This is a genomic window from Acidobacteriaceae bacterium, from assembly GCA_028283655.1.
GTDB lineage: Bacteria > Acidobacteriota > Terriglobia > Terriglobales > Acidobacteriaceae > Granulicella.
In genome coordinates this window covers 2,338,006-2,353,954 of sequence record JAPWKE010000003.1, presented here as the reverse complement: position 1 = coordinate 2,353,954, position 15,949 = coordinate 2,338,006, and the positions used below count along the sequence as shown (strand labels likewise).

Annotated in this window: 7 protein-coding genes, 2 tRNA genes, 3 rRNA genes and 1 CRISPR repeat array; of the genes, 7 read left to right on the top strand and 5 right to left on the bottom strand. The window is 56.9% G+C overall.

Features of this window, described 5'->3' with window-relative positions:
- Positions 1–25 precede the first annotated feature (25 nt).
- Positions 26–1,375 (top strand): NAD(P)/FAD-dependent oxidoreductase, encoded by a 1,350-nt coding sequence (locus PW792_12955; GenBank protein MDE1162837.1) that lies wholly within the window; start codon positions 26–28, stop codon positions 1,373–1,375.
- Between the two features lie 74 nt (positions 1,376–1,449).
- Here PW792_12955 and PW792_12950 read toward each other — a convergent pair whose 3' ends face one another.
- Both PW792_12950 and PW792_12945 read right to left on the bottom strand, forming a co-directional pair.
- Positions 1,450–2,046, bottom strand: coding sequence for an outer membrane beta-barrel protein (locus PW792_12950; GenBank protein ID MDE1162836.1), 597 nt, complete (start codon positions 2,044–2,046; stop codon positions 1,450–1,452).
- Positions 2,047–2,217: 171 nt separating this feature from the next.
- A complete protein-coding gene (locus PW792_12945) occupies positions 2,218–3,144 on the bottom strand; it encodes a branched-chain amino acid transaminase (GenBank protein MDE1162835.1) in 927 nt (308 codons plus the stop codon).
- A 176-nt stretch (positions 3,145–3,320) separates the two neighbouring features.
- Between PW792_12945 and PW792_12940 the strand changes: the two genes are divergently transcribed.
- From PW792_12940 to rrf, 6 genes are all read left to right on the top strand, one after another.
- Positions 3,321–4,013, top strand: a complete 693-nt coding sequence (locus PW792_12940; protein MDE1162834.1) for a MarC family protein — start codon at positions 3,321–3,323, stop codon at positions 4,011–4,013.
- A 934-nt stretch (positions 4,014–4,947) separates the two neighbouring features.
- Positions 4,948–6,449, top strand: a 16S ribosomal RNA gene (locus PW792_12935).
- A gap of 287 nt (positions 6,450–6,736) precedes the next feature.
- Positions 6,737–6,813: transfer RNA gene (locus PW792_12930), tRNA-Ile, on the top strand.
- Positions 6,814–6,847: 34 nt separating this feature from the next.
- A tRNA-Ala gene (locus PW792_12925) sits at positions 6,848–6,923 on the top strand.
- 342 nt (positions 6,924–7,265) lie between these two features.
- Positions 7,266–10,207 (top strand): 23S ribosomal RNA (locus PW792_12920).
- A gap of 164 nt (positions 10,208–10,371) precedes the next feature.
- Positions 10,372–10,488, top strand: a 5S ribosomal RNA gene (gene rrf, locus PW792_12915).
- Together the 16S, 23S and 5S rRNA genes with 2 tRNA genes alongside form the textbook arrangement of a ribosomal RNA operon.
- A 298-nt stretch (positions 10,489–10,786) precedes the next feature.
- Positions 10,787–11,828: direct repeats of the CRISPR family, unit length 33 nt; unit sequence GTCGCTGCCCTCACGGGCAGCGTGGATTGAAAC.
- A 189-nt stretch (positions 11,829–12,017) separates the two neighbouring features.
- On the opposite strand, the gene PW792_12910 is transcribed toward rrf, so the two are convergent.
- From PW792_12910 to PW792_12900, 3 genes are read right to left on the bottom strand one after another with little or no spacing between them, the layout of a single operon-like run.
- On the bottom strand, positions 12,018–13,664 hold the full coding sequence (locus tag PW792_12910; GenBank protein ID MDE1162833.1) for a DUF4097 family beta strand repeat-containing protein: 1,647 nt from the start codon (positions 13,662–13,664) through the stop codon (positions 12,018–12,020).
- A 3-nt stretch (positions 13,665–13,667) separates the two neighbouring features.
- Complete coding sequence (locus PW792_12905) at positions 13,668–15,122, bottom strand: hypothetical protein (GenBank protein MDE1162832.1); 1,455 nt, start codon at positions 15,120–15,122, stop codon at positions 13,668–13,670.
- Between the two features lie 3 nt (positions 15,123–15,125).
- Positions 15,126–15,947, bottom strand: a complete 822-nt coding sequence (locus PW792_12900; GenBank protein MDE1162831.1) for an anti-sigma factor — start codon at positions 15,945–15,947, stop codon at positions 15,126–15,128.
- Positions 15,948–15,949: the final 2 nt, after the last annotated feature.

The following is a 15,949-nucleotide window of genomic DNA, read 5'->3' as shown; positions in this document are numbered from 1 at the left end:
GCAAGTATTCGACGGAGGCTTTTGCATGAGTGCAGCACAGGCGCAGACGGGCCGCCGCCCCAGAGTAGTGATCGTGGGTGCGGGCTTTGGTGGAATCAATGCCGCGCAGACGCTGGGTAAGTTGCCGGTGGACGTAACGGTGATTGACCGCAAGAACCACTACACGTTTCAGCCGCTGCTGTATCAGGTGGCGCTGGCTGTACTGTCGCCGGGTGATATTGCGCAGCCGATTCGTTCGATCCTCAGCGAGTACAAGAACGTCGAAGTGACGATGGATGAGGTGACGGGCTTCGACACCGCGACGCAACGTGTGCTGCTGAAGTCGGGGGCTGAGTTTGCGTATGACTACCTTGTGCTGGCGACGGGTTCGACGCACAGCTACTTCGGTCGCGATGACTGGGCTGCCAATGCGCCGGGGTTGAAGACGATCGAGGACGCGACAGAGATTCGTCGACGTGTGCTGTTGGCGTTTGAGCTGGCAGAGCGTCAGATGCTGGAGACGGGGACACATCCTCAGCTGAACTTTGTAGTGATCGGCGGTGGCCCGACGGGCGTAGAACTGGCGGGAGCTATTTCGGACATCGCTCGCCTGTACATGACGAAGGACTTTCGGCACATCGATCCGGGGATGGCTTCGGTTCTTATCTTGGAAGGCTCGCCCCATATTCTTGGCGCGTACCCCGAGGACCTGCAGCAGAAGGCTGTAGAGCAGTTGAGCGCATTGGGTGTTCGCACGCGCACGGGAGCGCACGTTACGGAGATTGGCGAAGGCTTCGTGATGGTGGGCGAAGAGCGTATTGAGAGCGTCTGTACGTTGTGGGCTGCGGGTGTGCAGGCTTCTGATCTGGGCAAGAAGTTGGGCGCGGAGACGGATCGTCGCGGCGCGGTGCTGGTGGATGAGCACCTGAACCCGAAGGGGCTGCCGAATGTGTTTGTGTGCGGCGATCTTGCTCACTTTGAGCAAGACGGCAAGCAGGTTCCTGGAGTAGCGCAACCCGCGATGCAGATGGGTGGCTATGCGGCGAAACGCATCGGCCAACTGGTGGCTGGCAAAGCTGCCGGTCAGAAGCCTTTCCGCTACTTCGACAAAGGCGATATGGCGACGATCGGGCGCAAGGCTGCGGTGGCACGTATCGTGTGGCCATTCAAGGCGAACTGGTCAGGCTTTATGGCGTGGATGACCTGGCTGGTCGTGCACATCTTCTTCCTCATCGGCTTCCGCAACCGCTTCTCGGTATTTCGTCAGTGGGCATATACGTACATCGCCAAGCAGGATGGTGTACGCCTGATCGTTGGCTCGCAGACGTTGCCGGGATGGGACGACCTTACCGCGAAGAGTTCCATCCGCAAGGATGACGTTGGGACGAGCACATAGCCAGACGCAACATTACGGACACAGAGAAAGGGCAGCCGAGGTGGCTGCCCTTTGTTACGTGCAGGGGTTGAACTCTATTTGCCGAAGCGGAAGACCAGGCCACTGGACAGGGTGACGAGCTTCGCCGCTGATATGTTTGCGTTGATGCGCTCTGTCTCGCTGGAGATGGTCGTTACGGTGCCGTAGCTGAGTTCGATGACGCGGAAGTCGACGTGCTTGGCGATCGGGTAGTCAGCGCCGCCGGTGATGGCCCAGGCCAGGCGTGTTGCCTTGATGTTGCTGTGCGGGGCTTTGGTGCTGCCGGAGCCGACGGCGAGCTGACCGTAGGGGCGGAAGCCGTAGCGCACAGGCTTTGCCGCCACGCGGGCAGCGATAGTGAACTGGTTCAGCGAGGCATTGTTCGCATGTTGAATCGTGTCGCGGATGTCGATGCCCGCGTCAAACTTTTCTGCATGGAAGAAGTCGTAGTAGCCGCCGATGTCGACGCCACCGAACCAGCGCGAGGTGGTGTTGTCACCGAGAAACGCGTAGGTACCTGTATCTGGCGTCGAAATTCCGACGTGCGTGACCACAGGGTTCAGGTAAATCCCAACCTGCGCCTGCGCAGTGGAAGAAGCGAAGAGGCTTGCAACGGCCAGCGCCAGGGCTGGAAAGAGGTGCCGCAGTTTCATCAATGCCAGAATCCTTACGAGAGAAAAGCTTCGGGCGAACCCGGGAAGCACTTCCAGTCTATTGCACCTATAGGGCAAACGCCGAGTTTTCGTGCGATTCCTCTACCAATGGCAGCAAAAAGCGGAGACCCTTGGGGTCTCCGCTTTGGTGTTTCGTTGGAACTGCAGCGCTTAGGCCTTAACCTTGACCGGCGTGAGCCAGTTGTAACGGTCAGGCGCGTTGCCGTTGACAATGTCGAAGAACGCCTTGTGCAGCGCTTCGGTGATCGGGCCGATTTTGCCATCTTCTCCGATGAGGATGCGGTCGACCGAGCGAAGGTGCGTGACCTCTGCCGCGGTGCCGGTGAAGAAGGCCTCGTCGCAGATGTAGAGCATTTCGCGGGGCAGGGCCTGCTCGACGACGGGGATACCCATCTGGCGGGCGAGCACGAGGATCGAGTCACGCGTGATGCCGTTCAGCACGGAGTTTGCCAGCGGCGAGGTATAGATCGTGCCGCCACGGATAACGAAGAGGTTCTCGCCAGAGCCTTCGCTGAGGTAGCCGTTGGTGTCTAGCGCGATGCCTTCTACGTAGCCGTTGATATCGGCTTCCATGCGGATGAGCTGCGAGTTCATGTAGTTCGCGCCAGCCTTGGCGAGCGACGGCATGGTGTTTGGTGCAAGCCGGTTCCAGCTGGAGATGCAGACGTCCGCGCCATCGTTACCCGGAACGTACTTGCCCCAGGGGAAGTTCGCGATGTAGACCTCAACCGGCGACTTCAGCGGGTTGACGCCGATTTCACCGTAGCCGCGGAACGCGATGGGGCGAATGTAGCAGGGAGCGACGCCGTTGGCTTCAACGACTTCGATGACCGCATCACAAAGCTGGTCGACGTTGTAGGCAAGCGGCATCCGGTAGATCTTGGCCGAGTGAATGAGGCGCTGCATGTGCTCACGCAGACGGAATATGCCAGCGCCGTTGGGCTGGGTGTATGTCCGGATACCTTCAAACACGGATGAGCCGTAGTGGATGACGTGGCTCATCACATGGATCTGCGCTTTTTCCCAGGGAATCAGCTGGCCGTTATGCCAGATATTGGCGGTCGTTTCGAGCGGCATAAAAACAAAAAGCTCCTTCGCGTGGCTACGATTATACGTGCGGAAACTAGTGGTTTGTGCTTATGAAGGCATAGCTTGCAGGAATTTGATGGAAGAGAGGAACTGCAACCTCTGCGTGCGTGGCACAATCAAACGCACAGGCCCTAGGCCGTGAGAGCTTGTAGCGAAATCAAACGATGATTTTCGACCCCATTACGCCCAGACACGCGCTCAGTCATCTTGAGAGCTCGGCGCTCGTGCGCTTTTCGCTGCTGGCGCTGTCGTCCATCTTCTTTCTGGTGGACCCGTTTGCTGCGCTGCCGACGTTTCTGGCCGTAACCGCTGGCCAGACCGACGAAAAGCGTAAGCGTACGGCGCGTAAGGCGTCACTGACGGCGTTTGTGGTGCTGACGAGCTTTGCGCTGGCAGGCACATACATATTCAAGATGTTTGGGATTACGATCCCAGCGTTTGAAATCTCGGGAGGCATCATCCTTCTGTTGATTGGCCTGGATATGCTCGAGGCCAAACGCTCCCCAACACAGGAGTCTCCGGACGAGACCGCCGCTGCCAGTGTGAAGGATGATGCCGGCATCGTTCCGATGGGCGTTCCAATGCTCGCCGGGCCGGGAGCGATTACGTCCGTGATGGTTCTGGTGGGGCAGGTGCAGTCGAAGTTGCAGCTTCTCGCGATCCTGGCGTCGATTGCTGTGACCGCCGCTATCTGCTGGGCGGTTCTCCATGCCGCAGACCGTGTGGCCCGGGTACTGGGGGAGACGGGAATTCGTATCCTCGTGCGCATTATGGGAATGCTGCTGGTGGCGCTCGCTGTTCAGTACTTCGTGAATGGTTTTGTAGATTTGGGTGTTTTGTCTCGGCCTTCCATGTAATGGACGCTACGTTTTAGGCTCTCTATATAGAGGGGGCATCCTCGGGTTTGAGAGCTATCCAGCAAGCGTGCTGATTTTTCATGCAGTGTTCATAGGGTTTTCACTGTGTTTTCCACGGACGTCCACAGCCTGGAGCTTGCAGCAGCTCGTGCTGACTGTTATTGTCATTCAAGTGGTTGAGGCGATGGCGACATCAAGTCAACGACGGTGCGAAGGAATACAGGGGCTTGCAAGAAACGAAAGTCTGCTGTACTCTTAGGAAGTTGCACCAAGCTTCGCGTTCGAGTCTTGCGAGACGAGAGCCGGTCGGAGCGCAGTCCAAGCGTTTTACGGAAAGTAAGAGCTGAAGTTTAGCCAGCCGTTCAAACCCAAGCACTGTAATTTAGAAAAGGGGCTTAGTGCTCCGCAGTCATTTTGTGGCTGTATGGTCTTTAGGTTGTAGAAGCGTTGTGTGTGTTGATTGCTTTTTCGCTGCTTTTAGCGCGAGATCGAGTTGGAAGGCCTTGAGGGCCGGGTTGAAACCAGCAGGAGCTGGCCCGGAGTATGGGTTAAAAGACGAGAAAAACAAGCGGTTGACAAGCGAATGAGAGTTCGATACTCTTAAGAAGTTCGCGCAAGACGAAGCGACGAGGTAAGGCGAAGCGGTGAAGTTGACCTGCTGAAACGCTAAAATCCTCTCCCACTGTCAACAATACAGCGCATCAAGTTCGAGGACACGAGTCAGTGGCTTTGCCCGACTTCGTCCTTGATCCAAAAGTGCCCGCTTAGGCGAGAGTACTTAGGATCTTTGACAACATGGTTGAACGTGCCAGTCGTGAGATGACGTAACTTTGGTTGAGTCAATCTCACTAGTTTTAACCTCTACTCCTTTTCGAGCGAGTAGAGGCGCACAGAAACCTTCGGACCTCCGTCCTAAAGGCTGTGCACACCAAGATTAAACGAGAGTTTGATCCTGGCTCAGAATCAACGCTGGCGGCGTGCCTAACACATGCAAGTCGCACGAGAAAGCGGACTTCGGTCTGTGAGTAAAGTGGCGCACGGGTGAGTAACACGTGAATTATCTACCTCTGAGTGGGGAATAACTTCGGGAAACCGAGGCTAATACCGCATAACACTTACGAGTCAAAGCAGCAATGCGCTTGGAGAGGAGTTCGCGGCAGATTAGTTAGTTGGCGGGGTAATGGCCCACCAAGACGATGATCTGTATCCGGCCTGAGAGGGCGCACGGACACACTGGAACTGAAACACGGTCCAGACTCCTACGGGAGGCAGCAGTGGGGAATTTTGCGCAATGGGGGAAACCCTGACGCAGCAACGCCGCGTGGAGGATGAAATATCTTGGTATGTAAACTCCTTTCGATAGGGAAGATAATGACGGTACCTATAGAAGAAGCCCCGGCTAACTTCGTGCCAGCAGCCGCGGTAATACGAGGGGGGCAAGCGTTGTTCGGAATTATTGGGCGTAAAGGGCGCGTAGGCGGTTTGACAAGTTTGGTGTGAAATCTATGGGCTCAACCCATAGCCTGCATCGAAAACTGTCGGGCTTGAGTATGGGAGAGGTGAGTGGAATTTCCGGTGTAGCGGTGAAATGCGTAGATATCGGAAGGAACACCTGAGGCGAAAGCGGCTCACTGGACCATTACTGACGCTGAGGCGCGAAAGCTAGGGGAGCAAACAGGATTAGATACCCTGGTAGTCCTAGCCCTAAACGATGATTGCTTGATGTAGCGGGTACCCAATCCTGCTGTGTCGAAGCTAACGCGATAAGCAATCCGCCTGGGGAGTACGGTCGCAAGGCTGAAACTCAAAGGAATTGACGGGGGCCCGCACAAGCGGTGGAGCATGTGGTTTAATTCGACGCAACGCGAAGAACCTTACCTGGGCTCGAAATGTACAGGACACCCCTAGAAATAGGGTCTCCCAGCAATGGGTCTGTATATAGGTGCTGCATGGCTGTCGTCAGCTCGTGTCGTGAGATGTTGGGTTAAGTCCCGCAACGAGCGCAACCCTTACCTCTAGTTGCTACCATTTAGTTGAGCACTCTAGCGGAACCGCCTCGGATAACGGGGAGGAAGGCGGGGATGACGTCAAGTCCTCATGGCCTTTATGTCCAGGGCTACACACGTGCTACAATGGCCGATACAAACCGCTGCAAACCCGTGAGGGGGAGCTAATCGGAAAAAGTCGGCCTCAGTTCGGATTGGAGTCTGCAACTCGACTCCATGAAGCTGGAATCGCTAGTAATCGCAGATCAGCATGCTGCGGTGAATACGTTCCCGGGCCTTGTACACACCGCCCGTCACATCACGAAAGTGGGTTGCACTAGAAGTCGGTGAGCTAACCGCAAGGGAGCAGCCGCCCAAGGTGTAATTCATGATTGGGGTGAAGTCGTAACAAGGTAGCCGTAGGAGAACCTGCGGCTGGATCACCTCCTTTCTAAAAGAGACCATCCTGGTAAGTGACTCGACGTCCTGCGATTGCAGGCAGCGCAAGCTGAGTCGATAACGAGGCCAGGCACCTGACAGAAGTCTTCGGATGGATGTCAGAGTCTGAACTCAACCTTCTTTTAGTCTACGAATCATCAAAAGTCGATGGTCAGAACAAGCGTAGCTTGTTCGCACGTTCAACTGTGTCCTCGAAAACCTTCGAGAGAGCTCAAGCGCCAGTGATTCTTTGGAGTCCTGGCTGCAGAGTAAGCTGCTAAGACGCGAGTCTAGCGAGCCGGGCCTGTAGCTCAGTTGGCTAGAGCGCACCCCTGATAAGGGTGAGGTCGGTAGTTCGAATCTACCCAGGCCCACCATATCTCTTGGAATCAGGTATACTGATTTAGGAATGGGGCTGTAGCTCAGTTGGGAGAGCGCCTGCTTTGCAAGCAGGATGTCATCGGTTCGATCCCGGTCAGCTCCACCATTCTCTCTAAGGAAACAGCAAACTTGAGATCGAGCAGCTTCGGCTGTTGGTTCTTGAGCTTGTCTCAGGCGCGCTTCAGAGCGCGTAGGTGTTGCATCTGCGATACCCGACGATTTTTGACAACTGAATAGATTGGGTAAATATAACTACAAGGCTGAGCAATCAGTATGCGTTGGTAGGTTCAGCGCTAGCAACTGATTGATTCAATCATAGTTGAGTGTCTTTAGATAATTTTCGTTAGTTCCTTCGGGCTAATCCTCCGAAGGGGTGACTAACAAAGGCGGACTAAATATACATAGTATCTTGCATGTGGCTGAAAGGCTGTGTGTGAGTAAATTCTATGGTCAAGCTACTAAGGGCGCACGGTGGATGCCTTGGCAGAAACAGGCGATGAAGGACGTGGCAAGCTGCGATAAGCTTCGGGGAACCGCACACAGGTTTTGATCCGGAGATTTCCGAATGGGGAAACCCAGCATGGTAAACCCATGTTATGCACTACTGAATACATAGGTAGTGTCAAGCGAACGGAGGGAAGTGAACCATCTCAGTACCTCTAGGAGTAGAAAGAAACCTCGATTCCGATAGTAGTGGCGAGCGAACTCGGAACAGCCCAAACCCGTGATATTTCGGTATCTCGGGGGTTGTAGGGCCAGCAATAGTAGAGTTACCAATCCAGTCGATAGCTGAAGACCGTTGGAAAGCGGTCCCACAGAGCGTGACAGGCGCGTAGGCGAAATTGATCTGGACTCGAAGCTGGTACCTGAGTAAGGCGGGGCACGAGAAACCCTGCTTGAATCCACGGGGACCATCCCGTAAGGCTAAATACTCGTTTCTGACCGATAGTGAACCAGTACCGTGAGGGAAAGGCGAAAAGAACCCCGAGAGGGGAGTGAAATAGTACCTGAAACCGTGTGCCTACAAGCAGTGGGAGGACTATGCCTCCGTAAGGAGGAATGTCTGACCGCGTGCCTATTGCATAATGAGCCGGCTAGTTATTCTTGTCAGCAAGGTTAAGCGTGAGCGAGCCGCAGCGAAAGCGAGTCTGAATAGGGCGTTAAGTTGGCAGGAATAGACGCGAAGCGGGATGATCTACCCTTGGCCAGGTTGAAGTTGGGGTAACACCTAATGGAGGACCGAACCGGTGTTTGTTGAAAAAAGCTCGGATGAGCTGAGGGTAGGGGTGAAAGGCTAATCAAATTCCGTTATAGCTCGTTCTCTCCGAAATAGCTTTAGGGCTAGCGTCGTGCGAATTGGATTGGTGGTAGAGACATGGATAGATAAGGGGGCTTTCCGGCTTACTGAGTCTAACCAAACTTCGAATGCCAATCACAACATACACGGCAGTCAGACTGTGGGGGCTAAGCTTCACAGTCGAGAGGAAAACAGTCCAGACCGCCTGCTAAGGTCCCCAAATTACTGTTAAGTGGGAAAGGAAGTCGGAACTCTCAGACAGCCAGGAGGTTGGCTTAGAAGCAGCCATCCTTTAAAGAAAGCGTAATAGCTCACTGGTCAAGAGGTCCGGTGCCGACAATACAACGGGGCTAAAACAGTATACCGAAGCAGCGGATGCACACATTAGTGTGCGTGGTAGGAGAGCATTCTCTAACGATTGAAGCGTAACTGAGAAGATACGTGGACGGTAGAGAAGAGACCCTGCCGGCATAAGTAGCGATAAGGGAGGTGCGAACCCTCCCCGCCGAAAGTCTAAGGTTTCCTGAGTAAAGTTAATCTGCTCAGGGTTAGGCGAATACCTAAGCCGAGGCCGAGAGGCGTAGGCGATGGACATCCGGTTAATATTCCGGACCTCCCAACGAGTCGTTATTACGATGGGGTGACGCATAAGGATAAGCTGGTCGTCATATGGCTATGGCGGTCGATGCGCGTGAAGCTGGATTCTCTAGGCAAATCCGGAGAGTCTTAACAGTGAGGCGCAAAGCAAGCCCGTTAGGGTGTAAGCAGCTGATTTCATGGTGCCAAGAAAAACCTCTAAGGAGAAACGTTGGGACTCGTACCTCAAACCGACACAGGTAGACGAGGAGAATATCCAAAGGCGCTCGAGTGAAGGCTTGTTAAGGAACTCGGCAAATTAGACCCGTAACTTCGGGAGAAGGGTCGCCCACCTCTGGTGGGCCGCAGTGAAATGCGAACGGCGACTGTTTAACAAAAACACAGGTCTCTGCAAAGTCTAAAACGACGTATAGGGGCTGACTCCTGCCCGGTGCCGGAAGGTTAAAAGGAGAGGTTAGCAGCAATGCGAAGCTTCGAATTGAAGCCCCGGTGAACGGCGGCCGTAACTATAACGGTCCTAAGGTAGCGAAATTCCTTGTCGGGTAAGTTCCGACCTGCACGAATGGAGTAACGATCGTTCGACTGTCTTAACGAGTTGCTCGGCGAACTTGTAGTACCGGTGAAGATGCCGGTTACCCGCAGCTAGACGAAAAGACCCCGTGCACCTTTACTATACTTTTACAGTGGGTTACGGCAATTGCTGCGCAGGATAGGTGGGAGGCTTTGATCTCGGACTTTTCGGGTTCGGAGGAGCCAACGGTGAGATACCACCCTGCGAATGTTGTGATCCTAACTTACCTCCGTGATCCGGAGGAAGGACACTGTAAGACGGGTAGTTTGACTGGGGCGGTCGCCTCCTAAATTGTAACGGAGGCGCGCGAAGCTACACTCAGGTCGTTTGGAAATCGACCGTCGAGTGCAAAGGCATAAGTGTGGTTAACTGCGAGACTTACAAGTCGAGCAGATGCGAAAGCAGGCCTTAGTGATCCGGTGGTTCTGTATGGAAGGGCCATCGCTCAACGGATAAAAGGTACGCCGGGGATAACAGGCTGATCATTGCCAAGAGTTCATATCGACGCAATGGTTTGGCACCTCGATGTCGGCTCATCGCATCCTGGAGCTGTAGAAGGTTCCAAGGGTTAGGCTGTTCGCCTATTAAAGCGGTACGTGAGCTGGGTTCAGAACGTCGCGAGACAGTTCGGTCTCTATCTGCTGTGGGCGTAGGAGATTTGAAGAGGGCTGTCCTTAGTACGAGAGGACCGGGATGGACGAACCTCTTGTGTTCCAGTTGTCATGCCAATGGCACGGCTGGGTAGCGAAGTTCGGTTGTGATAACCGCTGAATGCATATAAGCGGGAAGCACGCTCTAAGATGAGATCTCCCAACCCGTAAGGGAAATGAAGGGCCCTGGAAGACTACCAGGTTGATAGGCTGGAGGTGGAAGTGCAGCAATGTATGCAGCTTACCAGTACTAATCGCCCGTTCGGCTTGTCCATAGAATTTACTCTGCGCAGCATAACGCTGCTGCTCTGAGACATTCAACAATGACAAGCTTTGTAGTTATAGAGATATAGCTAATACGCAAAAAATTAGGTAAATGTCTGCTCAATCTATTCAGTTGTGAAAGACCGCGCGGGATGCGCACTTCTTTCAAAACTTTGCCGGTGAGTTTACCGCGAGGGTCCCACCCGTTCCCATCTCGAACACGGAAGTTAAGCCTCGCTGGGCCGATGGTACTGCACGCGTAAGTGTGTGGGAGATTAGGTGATCGCCGGCATTAAAATCAAAAGCCCACTCCTCGGAGTGGGCTTTTCTGCGCCTGAAATCCCCCACCACGCCACACTGAACTGTAGAGCCCTTCTCCTCACTATCATTCCCGAACGAGCAACATAACCAGGCGCGGATAGGAAGCTACGTGCATTTTTCAGGGGAGTTCGCGCGTCGGCTAAACGGCCTGTGCTGAATCAGTTCGCTCAATAGGCATAAAACGCAGAGAGAAATTCACCCACATCCTTTGCCTGTTCGCGAATGTGAGACTCTAACTACAAGCGCATGCGGCTCTTAGCCATCGTGCCGTCGCTGCCCTCACGGGCAGCGTGGATTGAAACATTGTGGAGGTATGAACAATCTCGGCACCAACGTGTCGCTGCCCTCACGGGCAGCGTGGATTGAAACGTAGATGCCGTTGAACGGTACAACGTACTCGTTGGTCGCTGCCCTCACGGGCAGCGTGGATTGAAACAACGGCGTGATCGACAGCGAGGGCAATCTCTGGCAGTCGCTGCCCTCACGGGCAGCGTGGATTGAAACAGGTGGACATTGCGTTCCCTAACGGGATCTTCTGGTCGCTGCCCTCACGGGCAGCGTGGATTGAAACAGCGGCACGTTGGTCGAGATGACGACGTACTGCGCGTCGCTGCCCTCACGGGCAGCGTGGATTGAAACAACTTGATCGACTGATCAACACTCAACTGCAACGTCGCTGCCCTCACGGGCAGCGTGGATTGAAACATCGACGAGTGGGTGGCATGGGCAGAGATGAACGAGTCGCTGCCCTCACGGGCAGCGTGGATTGAAACAGTCAAGCGTGAGTGAGCCAGCTTTTCAACTCATCGTCGCTGCCCTCACGGGCAGCGTGGATTGAAACATTACCTGCATCGACGCCGTCTGCCACTGATCCGGTCGCTGCCCTCACGGGCAGCGTGGATTGAAACAAGGAAGAGCACATCACGCGCCATGCGTTTACACGTCGCTGCCCTCACGGGCAGCGTGGATTGAAACTCGGCACAGTGGTCGTTGAGTTGAGTGGCGATGGTCGCTGCCCTCACGGGCAGCGTGGATTGAAACCAAAACTTGTCGACGACCGCCTGTACTTTCGGGTGTCGCTGCCCTCACGGGCAGCGTGGATTGAAACGTTCCTGGACCGACGAACTGCGCAACCTTTTGCTTGTCGCTGCCCTCACGGGCAGCGTGGATTGAAACATCCCCATCTGCACTCTTTATGACCATCTCGGGATGTCGCTGCCCTCACGGGCAGCGTGGATTGAAACCGCTACGCCCTGTTTGGCCCCATGGTGTAGAGCCGTCGCTGCCCTCACGGGCAGCGTGGATTGAACTCTTTCGGCTGCGACCGTGTGAGGTACAAGCTTGATGGAGCTCAGCTTCCGTGTACAAGCCCGAACTGGGCGCATAGTGCCCGATGGTTGGTGGACCTTCCGCAGCTGGGTTCGCGACCACTCGAACTTACTCGGCAATGCAAAAAGCTCTCCTTAGTGGAGAGCTTTTCACGTTCTGAACAAAGGCGGCTTACGGTTGTGCTGGTATGGGAGCTGTCGGTGGCTTATGCAGAGTCGGGGCCTTCGGGGCTTTGGGCTTTCCCGGAAGAGCGGGCTGAACAGGCGCAATGGGTTCAGTCGTTAGTTTTGGGGCTGCGGGCGGAGCAGGCGGCAAAGGGGCGACCGTCGCTTTGCGAAGTGTGATGTCGCCGTCCGTGGTGGAGACGGAGATGAGGCCTCCGCCGCCAGCGACCGTGCCGCTCAGCGTGGGCTGGCTATCTGGGCCGGAGTTCGCCAGGCCAAAGTCGTTTTCGATGTCGCCGCGGCGTGTTGAGGCCTTGAGGTTGAAGCTCGCGTGCTGCGGAACGCCGATATCGATTGAGCCTTTTTCGTTGGTGATCTCGATGCCCGCGATCGGGGTGGTGTTGGTGACGTTCACGGAGCCATTGCGGTTCTTTACCGTGATGCGGCCGTCGACGCGGTCGAGCGTGATGTTGCGGTTGCGCGTGCTCAGTGTCACGGGGCCGAGTATCTCGCTTGCACTCAGGTCGGAGCCGCCGTCGAGATCGAGATCGCCGTCGAGACGTGCCATCTGGAACTTGGTGCGGCTGGTTTCGAAGCGAACGATGCCGTTGACGCGCTCTACGTGAGTGCGGCCGAAGAAGTCGCCGTCAAGCGAAAGGCCACCGGTGATATCGGAGAAGGTGAGATCGCCGGCGTGGCCCTGCAGCGTCACGGGGCCGGAGATGCTATGGCCGGAGATGCTGGCGTCGTCATAGCTGGTGTGGATGCTGACGGGGCCGGTGATTGCGCTGACGTCGACCGCGCCACGGCTGGCCGTGATCTCGACGGCGCTATGCAACTCCTGGATAGAGACGTCGCCACGTCCTGCGTCGATGGTGACAGGGGTACCATGGGGGACTTCGACGGTCATGTCCAGCGTTCCGCCTTCGACGTCGTTTTGCGCGAGCAGAAGCTGTCCGGGCGTATTGGTGACGCCGGGTTGAAGATCCTGTGCGCGGCTTTCTGCGTCAGAGTCGCGCCAGGCGTAGACCTGCTTATGCAGTGCGAGATGGACCTGGCCATCTTCGGAAGAACCCGTAACCGTGACGTTGCCGCGAGGGTTGCGAATGACGAGGGTCTGCTGCGGCGTGATGCTTTGCGTCAGCGTGTCGTCAAAGTCATGCGACTGCCCCATCATGTGGTCCCAGTCCGAGCCCATGAAGCGCTCGCTCCACTCACGACCGGGGCCTACCCAGCGCAGGCTTGCACCGAAGGAGACAAGCAGGATCAGCAGGACGACCATGCCGCCGCCGAGGCGGGGTGTACTGTAGGGTTGCTCGCGGTTGTGCCCCAGGGACCATTCCGCCACGAGCACGAGACCGGCGAGGATCATCACTGCGGGCCACCAGCGGCTGTACCACTCAAAAAACTGGCCCCAGTGCAGCGAGCCAAAGCGTGTCATTAGAACAACGACGCCGATGGCGATGAGCATCAGAGGTCCGACCAGCGAGCGGCGACGCTGCATCCGCATCTGGGCTTTCATCTGGGAGCGTTGCCAGCGCTGCTGTGCGCGTTGCTGTTGGAGGATGACGCGCTGCTGCGCTTTCCAGGCACGTTGTTGTGCGCGGGCCGCGCCGCGGTCAAACGGTGGCGGTGGAGGAGGATAGCTGCTCATGGTTTAGAACTCCTCCTTCGTGGGATTGGACGGCTGCGGCGCTGCTGCGGCAGGTGCCGGAGGAGCAACCGGAGGCTGCTGCCAGTAGGGCGGCATCTGCTGGGTGGCGCTCTTTGAAAGGAACGACCGGTCTACGGCGATGGCGATGCCGACAACGATCAGCAGCAGCGGCCAGGTCTTTTCGAAGGAAGCAACGTTCATCGCCTGCAGTGCGAAGAGGATGGCGAGCAGCAGCAGGATGATCGGGCCTCTCATGCAGCGAACGGTGTACCAGGGATTGTCCTGACCGGTGGCGGCGCGGAGGTCGGAGACGTCCGAGAGCTTGCGGTAAAAGGTGAGCCCGGCTGCGATGAAGAGCACGATGGGGGTGAGCCAGCGATCGTTCAGGTGAATTCCCGGCACAAGGAAGATGATTCCCAGCGCGATGAGCCAGATGGCTGAGCTAGGGAAGCGTGTCCCCGTGGGCACTGGAGGAACCGCGTTGGGATAGGGGTTTGGCACGGAGGTTCCAGCACCGGTGTAGGTTTGCGCGTAGTTGGCCGCTCCGGTAGCTGCGGAGTGCGCGTATGAGTGTCCTTCAGCCACCGCGGCGCGTGCATCGGCCATGGTTTCTGCTACATCAGCGCGAGTCTCAGCCATCTCTGCGTGCATCTCTGCGGCGTAGTTCGGCGTGGGGGCTGGTGCGTAGGCTGTGCCAAAAGCGGTCGGCGGAACGTACCCTGCCCAGTTTGCCTGAGTCGGTTGTGGCGCAGCGGCAGGTGTGTTCCAGGCCGTTTGCGCCGCGCCCTGCTGAGCGGTGCTCTGCGGCGCCGCACCCGGCTGGGGTGAGCCCTGCTGCGTGTTCCAGCCCTGCTGCTGTTGCATCGCGTTCCAGTGGATGCCGACGCGATCGCCGATGTCGTTCAGGCCAAACATGTTAGGTAGCGGCGTGCCGTCGCGGCGAGCGCGTGCCGTGTGGATGGCGTCGAAGACCTGGTAGAAGATCCAGCCAGCAACAAGCAGGCCGAAAATGTCTGATACGTTGTTGGCGATCGACATCAGCACGGTGAAGATGAGGATGTGGGCGATGCCCTTGGCGTACTGGCCGTTGTACATCGCGCCGACGCCTGGGATGAAGCCGAGCAGGCCTGCGAGTGTGGGGCTGGGCTCGCCGGGGACCGGCGGAATCGACGCGAAGGGGTCGGTTGGCGGAGGCGGAGGAACGGCTCCCATGGGCGGCACATAGCCCACTGGGGGAACGCTTCCTGTGGCTGCTCCGGCGCGGCCCGTGCTGCCGAGACGGACTTCGAGGCAGGGCTCGCAGAAGACGCCGCTTCCTACGGTACGAACGGTTTCGCGGCTCAACGGACGTCCACAGTCCTGGCAGTATCCGACGGTTTCTGCTGCGGTTGGGGTTGGCGGCGTGGTCGCCGAGTTGGGTTCCTGGGCCCAGCCTGCTCCTTGGGTTTCGTCAATCATGGCTTAGGCCTCCTTCTTGGCAAGCCGCGTGTCTGTCGCGGCATTATGTTTAGGTGCTGCATCCTGCTGGGGAAGCATTAGTTCACTGGTTCCGCGGGACGGCGAAGAACGTCTTTCCTGTTTGTCGCCGCCGCTCTTGCGGTGCTTTTGCGGGCTGCTGAACTCCTGCGATTGGGTGTCGTCCTCTCCCCGAAACTCTGAGACGCGTGACTCCAGCTGATAGACCACACGCAGATTCTGGAAAGAGCGGGTAGCGGTGGCGGAAGCGTCGGCCATCTGGCGACCGATCGTTCCCGGCTTCAGCGTGAGGTGGCGGAGGTCGGTGAGCCGAACGCCGAGCAGGTTTAGGCTGAGTGCGACGGAGAAGAACGCCATCGCAGCCGTCATCGCGAAGTGTGGGTGGAAGCCCATGTTGCCGCGTTCGAGGCGGAACATGTCGGTCACCTTGCCGCTCAGTGTGGCGAACCAGCCCTGTGGTACAGGCTCGACGCGAGAACGTGTCCAAACGTTATCAGGCTCCGGAACGAAGACCGGATCGGTGGCCAGCACTGGCTGATAGGACTCTGCCGAGCCGCTGGTTTCGGCCAGGATGCGGGCCATGAGATCGGCTGGAGGCTCAGGGGCGTTTCCCTTGAGCATCTGCATCCAGGCGGCTCCGCGCTGGGCGGCTGCAAACTCTTCCGAGCAATGCACGCAGCCTGCGACGTGGCGATCGAACGCTGCCTGCTCCGCTTCGGTCAACAGACCGTCGACGGCGTCAGGGCACATGGCTTCCCACACGGCGCATTCGTTATAAAGATCGTCGAATTTGTTCTGGTCCGTCATGC